The organism is Streptomyces sp. NPDC023723, from assembly GCF_040639815.1.
GTDB lineage: Bacteria > Actinomycetota > Actinomycetes > Streptomycetales > Streptomycetaceae > Streptomyces.
Genome location: NZ_JBFAAP010000043.1, coordinates 1 through 12,841, shown reverse-complemented (window position 1 = coordinate 12,841; position 12,841 = coordinate 1). Strand labels below are relative to the sequence as shown.

Sequence of the window (12,841 nt, the reverse complement as noted above, 5' to 3'; positions counted from 1 at the left end):
CAATGACACCACCGGCCGACACCAGCTTCGGCATCATGACCGCCCCCTCCCAGGTCGACTACGCCGACCTGCTGCGGGTGTGGCGCGAGGCCGACACCGTCCCAGAGATCGAGCACGCCTGGCTCTTCGACCACCTGCTGCCGATCTTCGGCGACCCGAAGGGCGTCACCTACGAGGGCTGGACGCTGCTCGCCGCGCTCGCCGCGCAGACCCGCCGGCTGCGCCTCGGCGTGCTGGTGACCAGCAACCGGCTCCGCCCGCCCGCCGTGCTGGCCAAGATCGCCGCGACCGTCGACGTCGTCTCCGGCGGCCGCCTCGACTTCGGCATCGGCGCCGGTTCCCGGCCCGACGTCCCGATGGCCCGCCGGGAGTACGACGCCCATGGCCTGCCCTACCACGACGGCGGGCACGCCGTCCGGGCCCTCGGCGAGGCGTGCACGGTGATCCGGCGGCTGTGGACCGAGCCGGAGCCGTTCGACTTCGACGGCGAACACGTCCGGCTCACCGGCGCGTACGGCAACCCCAAGCCGGTGCGGCGCCCGCACCCGCCGGTCCTCATCGGCGGCCGCGCCTCGGCGACCCTGCGGGTGGCCGCCGAACACGCCGACATCTGGAACTACCCGGGCGACGACGTCGAGGACGCCGTGGCGCGCGGCGCGCTCCTGGACCGGCACTGCGCCGACCTGGGCCGCGACCCGGCGACGATCACCCGGTCCCTGGTCCTGCCGGTCTCCTACGACGACCCCGCGCCCACCAGGAAGGCCATCGGCAGGGCGACCGGGGCCGGTTTCCGGCACCTGGTGCTCATGCTGCCGGCGCCGTACCCCGAGGGCGTCGCCCGCTGGCTGGCCGACGAGATCATCGGCGCCCGGGTGGGATGACGCACGGGAACGGGGTGTGCTCCCGCCGGAGAGCACACCCCGCCCGTCCCGTCCGCGGCCCGGCTCAGCCGACCGCGCAGTTCTTGCCGCCCATCGTGAACGCCGCCGGTTTCGCGTTGCTCCCCGACCACTCACCGGTGAAGCCGAACCCCACCGACGAACCGGCCGCCACCGTCCCGTTCCAGCCGACGTTCTTGACCGTGACCGCCGCGCCCGACGCGGAGTGCTCGGCGTTCCACATCTGGCTCACCTTCTGCCCGCCGGGGAAGGACCAGTTCAGGGCCCAGCCGTTCCAGGCGGCCGGCCCCGTGTTGGTCAGCCGCACATCCGCCTGGAAGCCGCCGGACCACTGGTTGGTGATCGTGTAAGTCACCGAACAGGCACCCGTCGGCCCGGGCTCCGGATCAGTACCGGGATCGGTACCGGTCCCGGAGGTGTCGCCGTACACGACCCCCCGCCCGTTGGTCGCCACGTACACCCGCCCGTACACCCGGGGATCGCCGGTGATCGCCGCCCCCGTCCAGCCCCACTGATGGGCGTCGTCGTTGACCCGGGTCCAGGTGGCGCCCTGGTCCGTCGACCGGAAGATGCCGCGCACCCCACCGATCTTCGCGCTCGTGAACAACGTCTGGTACGAGGCGCCGGGCGCCGCCTTGCCAAAGCCCACGGTGTCGGCCTGCTCGACGTTCGACAGCTTGGTGAAGCTCGCGCCGCCGTCGGTGGAGTGCCACAGACCGTACGCCCCGTCGCTCGCGCCACCGGCCAGCCAGATGTCGCCCGCGCCGCCCGGCAGCGCTTTGAACCGGACGCTGTCGCCGCTCGGCAGCCCGGTCGCCGCCGACGCCGTGAAGGTCGCGCCGCCGTCCGAACTGACGTAGAACTTGCCGGACTTGAACCCGTAGAAGGTCAGCGGATCGACCCGGTCCGACTCCACCACCGCGCCCGCCGGGATGCCGCTCGACGCCTGCCACGAGGTGCCGAAGCCGGTCGTGTACTGCACCCCGGTGCCGGCCGGGCTCCACACGAACCGGTTGCCGTTCGCCCCGGCCGCGACCGTGCCGCCGCCGCTCACTCCCGACGGGTCCGTCCCGCCGAACCAGTTGGCGCCGTTGTCGGTGGAGAAGGCGATGTGCGGACCGGAGTCCAGATTGCCGACGCGAACCACCGTGTTCGGGTTGGTCTCCGCGTAGTCCAGACTCGTGGACGACGTGAAGTTGGGCGAGGTGAACATCATCGACGGCACCTCGGTCAGGCTGGTGTGCCGGAAGCCGCCGATGTCCCCGAGCGCGCTGAGCAGCGGGGCGCCGGACGGGGGAGCGGCGAGGTCGTTGACGGCCGTCTCCTCCAGGCCCCGCACCATCGGCGTGATGGCGAACTTGCCGCCGGAGTCCCAGTCCGTCAGGTTCTCCGTGCCGTAGACCGTCGCCCCCGTCCCGTACATCATCCGGTCCGAGTCGAACGGGTCGATCTCCAGCGACTCCGTCATCCACCCCAGCTTCGGCGTCTGCTCGGGCGGCGTCGGATTCGCGCCCCAGGTCAGCCACGGCGAGGACGACACGTCCATCGTGTAGCGGTTCTCCCGGTTCGGGTACGAGGTGTAGCTCCACGCCTGGGTCCAGGCGCCGCCGCTGTCCGTGGAGCGGAAGATCTGGGTGTCCGGCCACCAGGAGCTGTAGGCGGTCGCCATCACCGTGCCGGGATGCTGCCGGTCGACGGTCAGGCCGCTGAACCCGTAGTAGGTGTCGGCCTCCGCGGCCGGGCTGATGTCGGTCCAGGTGCCGGTCGCCGTGGCGTACCGGTACAGCCGCCCCTTGCCGCCGTCGTAGGGCCCGCCCGTGTCGCTGTAGGCCAGGTACAGGTAACCGTTCTCGGCGTCCAGGACCCCCTTGTGGGCGAGGTACCCGGTGGGCTGTCCGGCGATCCGCTGCCAGCTGGCCCCCGCGTCCGTCGACCGGTAGACGGCGTTCTCCTTGTCGGCGACCCCGACGTAGATGGTCTTCGTCGCCGAACCGCCGCTGCCCGTCGACTCGTCGAAGGTGACCCAGGTGATGCCCTGGTTGTCGGAGCCGTAGCCGCTGGTGTCGGTCGGGTCCTGGGCGTAGTTCCCGGGGTTGGGGAAGGCCGTCACCTGTGACCAGGTGACCCCCGCGTCCGTCGACCGCCACAGGCCCTTGCCGCTCGGCGCGCCCAGGTACAGCACGTCGTTGTCGTGCGGGTCGACGGCGAGACGCTCGCCCATGCCCCGGCCCGGCATGTTGCCGCCCAGCTTGAACGGCAGTCCGGTCTGCTGCCAGGTCGCGCCCCGGTCGGCGGAGCGCAGCACGGCACCGTTGGTCGGGTCCCAGCTGTTGGTGTACGTGCCGACCGCCGCGTACACCCGGTCCGGGTCGACCGGGTCGGAGGCGAGACTGACGACACCGGTGTGCCCCCAGTCGTCCCACCCGACGTGGTCGAGCAACGGCGTCCAGGTCCTGGTCGACTGCTGCCAGCGGTAGGCACCGCCGATGTCGGTACGGGCGTAGGCGAGGTTCTGCTCGGCGCGGTTGAAGACGATGCCGGGGACGAAACCGCCCCCGTCGATCCGGGCGTTGTGCCAGGAGTAGGTGTCGGCGGCGACGGCCGCCTTCGGCGCCTCGGCGGCCAGCGCGGCCGGCGGCCCACCGGTCAGCAGCCCGGCCGCGAGCGCGAGAGCGGCGGTGAGTACGCGGGTTCTTCGCACGGTGGGGAACCGTCCTTTTCGTGAGGGGACGACCGGGTGGCTCCCATCGGAAGCCACCCGGTCGGTGCCTCGTCGTCCGGTGACGAGACACGTACGCGGGCTTCAGGCGCCCCTTGGGGGCGCGGGGCGGTGTCGATTTGCGGCTCCGCCGCGCGGGCGCGACCAGCCACAACGAACCCGCAGCCGAACCCGCACCCCCGCGGAGCGCCTCGCGGGGGCTATTCGAGAAGCTCCGCGTACGAACCCATGGCCAAGGCGATGTCCGCCTGAGCCCAGAACCGGTGATACGTGAACGACGGCGCCGCACCACCCGCGAGATAACTCTCGACCTTCGACCAGTTCGGGTCGTCCTCGTAGAACGACCGGATCGACTCGAACGTCGACGACGAGTTGATCGCGTCACCGCCCGGCATCGTGCCGGTCCACCCGCTCGGGACATACACACTGTCGTCGAACCGGTTGTAGTCCGCGCGGGTCTCCGGAACCGCGATGCCCAGGGCGTCCTGGTCGTTCTCCCACATGCCGTCCAGCAGCGCCTTGGCCGTCGAGGCGGCCTCCGCGTCACCGGAGCGGTCGGCGTAGTACGTCAGTGTCTTGGCGTACGCGGCGGCCACACCCACGTCGTTCGTGTAGTCCGCGACACTCACGTGCAGTGAACCGTTCGCCCCCGGCGACGCCGCGTTCCAGGTGTCGGGCTGCCCCGACCACTGGAGCGTGGACGGGATGCGGAACGAACCGTCCGGGTTGACCGTCGTCTCCGACAGCGCCCAGTCGACCCACTTGTCGAGGACCGCCTTGGCGTCCGCGTCACCGCTCTGCTGGTAGTACTCGGCGACCCGTTCCATGGACCACGCCTGGAAGCCGAACCACTGGTTGGACGGCGGGTCGTGGTACACCGGCGCCTCGTCGTAGTACATGCCGTAGAACGTCGGCGTACCGGCCGGCGGGGTGGCGTACCGGCCCTGCCAGCTGTTGGTCGCGCCGCCCGCGATGGCGCCCTCGTCGGACTGGAGCCAGCGGTAGAACTCCAGCTGCCGGTCGAGGGACTTGGCCCAGTCCGCCGCGCCCGTCGCCGACTTCGGCTTCAGGTCCGCGTACGAACTGAGCGCGTACGCCGCGAGCGGGTTCTGGTAGCCGCCGTGGGTGTGGCTGGAGCCGATCCGCCAGGCCCAGCCCGCCGAGGTGTCCACCGCGCCGCCCCAGGCGTAGTACCAGGACAGCAGGTAGTGCGAGGCGTCCTTGCCGGTGCCCGCCGGGCAGCTGGCCGGACCCACGCAGTTGCCGACCTTCTTGAAGTACTTGTCGAACATCGCGTACCGCAGGTAGTCGCCCATCTTGGCGGCCTTGGCGACGGTCCCGGAGACCTCCGAGCCCTTGCCCTGCTCCTCGGCCCACAGGTCGGCCCAGTACGCGGCCTGCACGGCGCGCGCGTCGGCGTCCGGGGCGTTGGTGAACTTCCACTGCTTGGCGTAGGAGGCGTCACCGGTGAACAGGTCCAGATAGCCGTTGGTGCCGCCGTACTTGAAGGCGTCGCAGGTCGGCTGCGGCACCGTCTCCCACACCGACTCCTGCGCGCCGCGCTGGAAGGTGTTGATGTAGGAGGGACCGGTGTCGGACGGGCCCGCCTCGCAGTTGCCGGGCGAGTTGCCGTAGCCGTAGGTGTTGTCGACGTCCTGGAGCCAGTGCATGCCGTACACGTCGTCCGTGCCGTACGCCGACTTCAGCTCGGACGCGATCGGATCCGGACCGACCGGCACCGAGCTGTCGAGCGCCGCCGGATACTGCTGCGGCGTGTCCAGCTCGGGCGCGTAGGTGGCCGGCTTGGACGCGTTGTACGAGGCGTTGGTCGGCTGGTCGGCGTGGGTGGGGATCATGTACTTCTCCATGATCTCCCAGGCCCCGTTGAACCGGGTCCAGTCGCCCGTCACCTTGCCGTACATGGCCTGGAGCCACAGCAGATAGCTGTACGCCTCCGAGGTGGTCTCATGACCGTGGTCCGGCGCCTCGACGATCAGCGTCTCCACCGAGTGGTACGGGATGCCCTCGGGGGAGAAGTAGCCGTTCGCCGGGTCGGTGATCTTCCCGTACAGCTCCAGGAAGCGCGCGTCGTACTCGGTGGCCGCTTCCAGCTGGGTGACGGTGACCGTCGCCTTGCCGTGTCCGGGAGCACTCGACTCGAAGACCGCCGAGCCGGTGCCCGAGGCGCCGGCGCCGATGGTCACCCGCTGCGCGGTGCTCCAGTTCGACGGCGTGAAGGTGAGGCTCGCGCCGCCGGTCACCGACAGGCCGGTGTTGCCACTGGCCCGGGCGGTGGTGACGGTGACGTTCGCCGTCGGCTGCGTGGACAGCTTCACGTCGTACGTGCCCGACTCGCCCTGCTGGACGCCCAGTTGGGCCGGGGTGGCGACCACCGTGGGGCCGGCGGCGACCGTGATGCCGACCGGGGTGGAGGGCGCCGACGCGCCCAGGCTGTCGTACGCCTTCGCCAGCAGCGAATGACTGCCCACGGTCAAGCCAGAAGCGGAGAACGTGTACGGCGCGCTGCTGTCGGTGCCCAGCAGTGTGGCGTCGTCGTAGAACTCCACCTTGCTGATCGTGGCGTTGTCCGCCGCCACCGCGGTGGCCGCCAGCGGCACCGCCGCGCCCTGCGAGTACACCGCGCCCGCCGCCGGGCTGGTCAGCACGGTGATCGGTGCCTGGTGCGCGCCGGTGCACGCGGTGCCGTTGACCGAGAACGACGTCGGCGCGGTGTTGGTGCCGCTGTAGGTGAACTGGGCGCCGGTGGTGACGGCGGCGCCGGCCCCTATTCGAGCGTTGTACGAAGCGTTGGTCACGCTGACCGCGGAGCCGGACTGCGACCAGGTTCCGTTCCAGCCGCCGGTCAGCTTCTGGTTGCCCGAGTAGCCGTAGGCCAGGGTCCACCCGTCCAGGGCCTCCGTGCCCCGGTTGGTGAGGGTCAGCTCGGCGGTGAAACCGGAACCCCAGTCGTTCGTCTTGTAGTCCACGCTGCACTGGACCGCCGCGGCCCGCGCGGTGGTCGTGCCGGTGCCCACCAGGGTGAGCGGGAGCGAGAGGGCCGCCAGTGCGGCCGTCCACAGCCGCGGCGCGGCGCGGCTTCTTCGTGCTCGGAACATGGTGCTGGTTCCTCCTAGCGGGCTCGTGCGGGGAGCGGGTGTGGGGAGGAGCAACAAGCCTTGAACCAGTGGGAGCGCTCCCATGTTGAAGAGAGGGGTGGGTGCGGTCAAGGTGTGTGAAGAGTCGAAAATGTTCGACGGGCCGAGTTCAAGGAAAGTCTGTGACTCCCCTGTCCTTTACCGTCACTTGGCGCTAACTTCTTCGGCACCAGTGGGAGCGGTTCCATCGATCGGTACTCCATCAGTCGGTACGTGATGAGAAGGAAACCCGCACCCATGAGCCGTAGCAGAACTGCGTTACTGGCCGCTCTCGCGCTCGTCGCCGGGGCCTCCGGCGCGGCGTACGCCGCCGTGCCCCCGGACGTCGGCGCGGCGGCCGTCCCGTGCACCGTGGACTACAAGGTGCAGAACGACTGGGGCTCCGGCTTCACCGCCGCGGTCACCGTCACCAACAACACCGCCGCCAAGTCCGGCTGGTCCCTGAAGTGGTCCTACGCCGGCAACCAGAAGGTGACCAGCGGCTGGAACGCCAAGCTCAGCCAGAGCGGTACGGCCGTCACCGCGGCCAACGAGTCCTACAACGGCACCCTGTCCACCGGCGGCTCGGCGAGCTTCGGCTTCCAGGGCACCTACAGCGGCAGCAACGCCGTCCCGGCCACCTTCACGCTGGACGGCGTTACCTGCAACGTCGACGACGGCGGCAGCGACCCGGACCCGGACCCCACCGACCCGACCGGCCCGGCCGCCCGCGTCAACAACCCGTACGACGGCGCCAAGGTGTACGTGAACCCCGAGTGGTCCGCGAAGGCCGCGGCCGAGACCGGCGGCAGCCGGATCGCGAACCAGCCGACCGGCGTGTGGCTGGACCGCATCGCGGCCATCGAGGGCGTGAACGGCGGCATGGGCCTGCGCGACCACCTCGATGAGGCGCTGACCCAGAAGGGCTCCGGCGAACTGGTCGTCCAGCTCGTCATCTACAACCTGCCCGGCCGGGACTGCGCCGCCCTCGCCTCCAACGGCGAGCTGGGCCCGACCGAGATCGACAAGTACAAGACGCAGTACATCGACCCGATCGCCGCGATCCTCGCCGACTCCAAGTACGCGTCCCTGCGGATCGTCACCACCGTGGAGATCGACTCGCTGCCCAACCTGGTCACCAACACCACGCCGCGGGCCACCGCCACGCCCAACTGCGACGTGATGAAGGCCAACGGCAACTACCAGAAGGGCGTCGGCTACGCCCTGAACAAGCTGGGCGACGCGCCCAACGTCTACAACTACATCGACGCCGGCCACCACGGCTGGCTCGGCTGGGACGACAACTTCGGTGCCTCCGCCAACCTGTTCAAGGAGGCGGCGACCACCGAGGGCGCGACCGTGAACGACGTGCACGGCTTCATCGTCAACACCGCCAACTACAGCGCGCTGAAGGAGCAGAACTTCACGATCAACGACACCGTGAACGGCACCTCCGTGCGCCAGTCCAAGTGGGTGGACTGGAACCGGTACACCGACGAGCTGTCCTACGCCCAGGCCATGCGCAACCAGCTGGTCTCCATCGGTTTCGACACCAACCTCGGCATGCTGATCGACACCTCCCGCAACGGCTGGGGCGGCGCCGCCCGGCCCACCGGCCCCGGCGCCACCACCAGCGTCGACACCTATGTCGACGGGGGCCGCTACGACCGCCGGATCCACCTCGGCAACTGGTGCAACCAGTCCGGAGCCGGCCTCGGTGAGCGTCCGCAGGCCAACCCCGCGACCGGGATCGACGCCTACGTCTGGATGAAGCCCCCGGGTGAGTCCGACGGCTCCAGCCAGGCGATCGACAACGACGAGGGCAAGGGCTTCGACCGGATGTGCGACCCGACGTACACCGGCAACCCGCGCAACAACAACAACATGTCCGGCGCGCTGGCCAACGCCCCGCTCTCCGGGCACTGGTTCTCCGCGCAGTTCCAGCAGCTGATGCAGAACGCGTACCCGCCGCTGTCGTAACGGCACCCGAGTACGACCTGGGCCGGGCCCTCCCGTGGGGGTCCGGCCCGCTTTTGCGGTTTCGGCAAGTCGAATTGCCCGAACGTGCCGCGCCGACGCACGCTGGTCGCACCACGACACGGGAGGCGACCGGCATGGGGCACCATCACGAGCACGACGACTTCGACTGGGCGCGCATGGCGCCGCTGCTGGAGGCGGAGGCGGAGCAGTTCACGCCGCTGTACACACAGGTGCTGGACCGGCTCGTGCGGGACGGCGCCGACCCCGGCCTGGTCGTCGACGCGGGCAGCGGTCCCGGCGTCGTCTCCTGCCTGCTCGCCGACGCCTTCCCCGGCGCCCGGGTGGTCGCCGTGGACGGCGCCGAACCGCTGCTGGCCCGGGCCCGCGACCGCGCCGCCCGGCAGGGCATCGGCGACCGCTTCGGCACCCTGGCCGGCGATCTGCCGGGTGCCCTGGACGGTCTGGAGTACCCCGCCGACCTGCTGTGGGCCGGCCGCAGTCTGCATCACCTCGGCGACCAGCGGGCCGCCCTCACCGCGTTCGCCGGGCACCTCGCCCCCGGCGGCACCCTCGCCCTGCTGGAGGGCGGGCTGCCCGCCCGCTGCCTGCCGCGCGACCTCGGCTTCGGCCGCCCGGGACTCCAGGCCCGGCTGGACGCGGCCCACGAGGAGACCTTCGCGCGGATGCGGCGGGACCTGCCGGGCTCCGTCGCGGTGACGGAGGACTGGCCCGCGCTGCTGACCGCCGCCGGCCTGACGCACACCGGCACCCGCAGCTTCCTGCTCGACCTGCCCGCCCCGCTGGACGAGCCGGCCCGCGCCTTCGTCGCCGCCCTGTTCGCCCGCCAGCGCGCCATGGCCGGGGAGTTCCTGGACGCCGGCGACCGCGCCGCTCTCGACCGGCTGCTCGACCCCGACGACGAGGCGGGCGTGCACCGCAGGACCGACCTGTTCCTGCTGACCGCGCTCACGGTGCACACGGCGGTACGGGCCGGCTGACGACGGTACGACAGCGGCCCGGCGCCCCCGCACGGGGGCGCCGGGCCGTGTGCCGGTGCGGGTCCGACGCGTCAGTCGTTGACGTCCGCCGGGTCGGAGCCGACCCGCCGGTCCTCGTTGAGGGCGCTGATCGCGGCGAGGTCCTCGTCGTCCAGGCTGAAATCGAAGACGTCGATGTTCTCCTTGATCCGGGACGGCGTCACGGACTTCGGGATGACCACGTTGCCGGTCTGCAGGTGCCAGCGCAGCACCACCTGGGCCGGGCTGCGGCCGTGCTTCTGGCCGATGGCGACGATGGCCGGAACCTCGAGCAGGCCCTTGCCCGAGCCGAGCGGCGACCACGCCTCCGTGGCGATGCCCTGCTCCGCGTGATACTCGCGCAGCGCGTGCTGCTGGAGGTGCGGGTGCAGCTCGATCTGGTTGACCGCCGGGATGACCGACGTCTCGGCGATCAGCCGGTCGAGGTGGTCCGGCAGGAAGTTGGAGACCCCGATGGCCCGGGCCCGGCCGTCGGCGAGGATCTTCTCGAACGCCTTGTAGGTGTCGACGTACCGGCCGCGGTCCGGCATCGGCCAGTGGATCAGGTACAGGTCGACGTAGTCCAGGCCCAGCTTGGCCAGGGAGGCGTCGAAGGCGCGCAGGGTGGAGTCGTACCCCTGGTCGCTGTTCCAGAGCTTGGTGGTGACGAAGAGGTCCTCGCGGGGGAGGCCGGCCGCGGCGATGCCCTTGCCGGTGCCCTTCTCGTTGCCGTAGATCGCGGCCGTGTCGATGCTGCGGTACCCGGCCTTCAGGGCCGTCGCGACGGCGGTCTCGGCCTCGTCGTCCGGTACCTGCCAGACGCCGAAGCCCAGCTGGGGCATCTCGACGCCGTTGTTCAGGATGATCGGGGGGACCTGGCTGCTCACGGGCTGTTGATCCTTCGGTTGTGGTGACGTGTTGCTCCCATCGTCAACGATCACGAGGCGATACGCATTCCTGATCGCGGAAAAAGCGGGCGACACCGCGGATTCAGGCCCGGTACAGCGCCTCGACCTCGGCCCCGTACGCCTTCTCGATGGCCTTGCGCTTCAGCTTGAGCGACGGGGTGAGCAGCCCGTGCTCCTCGGTGAACGGCTGGGCCAGGATGCGGAAGGTGCGGACCGACTCGGCCTGTGAGACCAGTGTGTTGGCGGCCACCACCGCGCGCCGCACCTCGGTCTCCAGGTCGGGGTCGCGCACCAGTTCGGCCGGGGGCATCGGCGGCTTGTTGCGCATCTGGAGCCAGTGCTCGACCGCCTCCTGGTCGAGGGTGACCAGGGCGGCGATGTAGGGGCGGTCGTTGCCGACCACGATGCACTGGCTGATCAGCGGGTGGTCCCGGACCCGCTCCTCCAGCACCCCCGGGGAGACGCTCTTGCCGCCGGAGGTCACCAGGATCTCCTTCTTGCGGCCGGTGATGGTCAGATAGCCGTCCTCGTCCAGCGCGCCCAGGTCGCCGGTGGCCAGCCAGCCGTCGTGCAGCGACTCGTCGGTGGCCTTGGGGTTGTTCAGATAGCCCTGGAAGACGTTGTCGCCGCGCAGCCAGATCTCGCCGTCGTCCGCGATGTGCACGGTCACGCCGGGGACGGGGTGGCCGACCGTGCCGTAGCGGGTGCGCTCGGGCGGGTTGGCGGTGGCCGCCGCCGTCGACTCGGTCAGCCCGTACCCCTCGTAGATCTGCACGCCGGCGCCCGCGAAGAACAGGCCGAGCCGCCGGTCCATCGCCGAGCCGCCGGACATGGCGTTGCGCAGCCGGCCGCCCATCGCGGCCCGCACCTTGCCGTAGACCAGCTTGTCGAAGAGCTGGTGCTGCATGCGCAGCCCCGCCGACGGTCCCGGGCCCTGGCCCCACGCCTTGGCCTCCACGGCCTCCGCGTACTTCACCGCCACGTCGACGGCCTTCTCGAACGGACCCGCCCGGCCCTCCCGCTCGGCCTTGCGCCGGGCGGCGTTGAACACCTTCTCGAAGATGTACGGCACGGCCAGGATGAACGTCGGCTGGAACGCGGCCAGGTCCGGCAGCAGGGCGGCGGCGTTCAGCTGCGGCTGGTGGCCGAAGCGGACCCGGCCGCGGATCGCGGCGACCTCCACCATCCGGCCGAAGACATGGGCCAGCGGCAGGAACAGCAGGGTCGCGGCCTCGTCGCCCCGGCGGGAGTGGAACACCGACTCCCAGCGGGCGATGACGGTGTCCGCCTCGTACATGAAGTTGCCGTGGCTGAGCACGCAGCCCTTGGGGCGGCCGGTGGTGCCGGAGGTGTAGATGACGGTGGCCACCGACTCCGGGGTGACGGCCTGGCGGTGCCGGTGCACCACCTCGTCGTCGAGATGGGCGCCGGCCTCGTACAGCTCCCGCACCGCGCCGGCGTCGAGCTGCCACAGCTGCCGCAGGTTCGGCAGCCGGCCGATCACGGTGGCGATGGTCATCGCGTGGTCCTCGTGCTCCACCACGGCCGCGGTGACCTCGGCGTCGTACAGCATCCAGAAGCACTGCTCGGCCGAGGAGGTGGGGTACACCGGCACGACCTGCGCGCCGATCGACCACAGGGCGAAGTCGAACAGCGTCCACTCGTAGCGGGTGCGGGACATGATGGCGACCCGGTCGCCGAACCGGACGCCCCGGGCGAGCAGGCCCTTGGCGAGGGCCAGCACCTCGTCGCGGAACTCGGCGGAGGTCACGTCCTGCCACCGGCCCGTCTCGTCCTTGCGCCCCAGCGCGATGTACCGGGGATCCTCCCGGGCATTGCGGAAGACCGTGTCGGCCAGTCCGCCCACCGGCGGCGGCAATGCCGACGGAGGGCTCGTGAACTCGCGCAAACCCCGCTCCCCGATCCGTTGTGACGCCCCGCACAGCGCGGTGAAAGCTACCCCACTGCTGTGGCGTCCTGACGTTTGAGTAAGCGGTGCGGCCGTAATCTCCACGGAATCTGTACGGGGTGGTTACCGGTGGTAGGGGTGGTGTGGTGCGGGGCCCGCCGCGCGTGGGAGGTGGCTGGTCGCGGGGTTGGGCGCCGCCCCGCCAGGGGGGGGGGGGGAGCCGGCCCCCACCCCACGCCCCCCCCCCAGGGAAAAAACACACAACACCCCCCCCAC

7 protein-coding genes are annotated in these 12,841 nt (G+C 70.8%); 3 read left to right on the top strand and 4 right to left on the bottom strand.

Going from position 1 to position 12,841, the window contains the following annotated elements:
* Positions 1 to 2 precede the first annotated feature (2 nt).
* Entirely contained in the window at positions 3 to 881 is an 879-nt protein-coding gene (locus AB0G32_RS30985; RefSeq protein WP_361170699.1) for an LLM class flavin-dependent oxidoreductase, read from the top strand.
* Between the two features lie 64 nt (positions 882 to 945).
* Here the strand turns inward: AB0G32_RS30985 and AB0G32_RS30980 are convergent, their stop codons facing one another.
* Complete coding sequence (locus AB0G32_RS30980; RefSeq protein WP_361170696.1) at positions 946 to 3,600, bottom strand: cellulose binding domain-containing protein; 2,655 nt, start codon at positions 3,598 to 3,600, stop codon at positions 946 to 948.
* A 218-nt stretch (positions 3,601 to 3,818) separates the two neighbouring features.
* Positions 3,819 to 6,734 (bottom strand): glycoside hydrolase family 48 protein, encoded by a 2,916-nt coding sequence (locus AB0G32_RS30975; RefSeq protein ID WP_361170692.1) that lies wholly within the window; start codon positions 6,732 to 6,734, stop codon positions 3,819 to 3,821.
* Between the two features lie 276 nt (positions 6,735 to 7,010).
* Between AB0G32_RS30975 and AB0G32_RS30970 the strand changes: the two genes are divergently transcribed.
* Both AB0G32_RS30970 and AB0G32_RS30965 read left to right on the top strand, forming a co-directional pair.
* Positions 7,011 to 8,732 (top strand): glycoside hydrolase family 6 protein, encoded by a 1,722-nt coding sequence (locus tag AB0G32_RS30970; protein WP_361170690.1) that lies wholly within the window; start codon positions 7,011 to 7,013, stop codon positions 8,730 to 8,732.
* Between the two features lie 134 nt (positions 8,733 to 8,866).
* The gene (locus AB0G32_RS30965; RefSeq protein ID WP_361170687.1) at positions 8,867 to 9,730 is read left to right on the top strand and encodes a methyltransferase domain-containing protein; all 864 of its coding nucleotides are present in this window, start codon (positions 8,867 to 8,869) and stop codon (positions 9,728 to 9,730) included.
* A gap of 71 nt (positions 9,731 to 9,801) precedes the next feature.
* Here AB0G32_RS30965 and AB0G32_RS30960 read toward each other — a convergent pair whose 3' ends face one another.
* Together AB0G32_RS30960 and AB0G32_RS30955 are read right to left on the bottom strand one after the other, a co-directional pair.
* Complete coding sequence (locus tag AB0G32_RS30960; RefSeq protein ID WP_361170684.1) at positions 9,802 to 10,635, bottom strand: aldo/keto reductase; 834 nt, start codon at positions 10,633 to 10,635, stop codon at positions 9,802 to 9,804.
* Positions 10,636 to 10,738: 103 nt separating this feature from the next.
* A complete protein-coding gene (locus AB0G32_RS30955) occupies positions 10,739 to 12,565 on the bottom strand; it encodes an AMP-dependent synthetase/ligase (RefSeq protein WP_361170681.1) in 1,827 nt (608 codons plus the stop codon).
* Between the last annotated feature and the right edge of the window lie 276 nt (positions 12,566 to 12,841).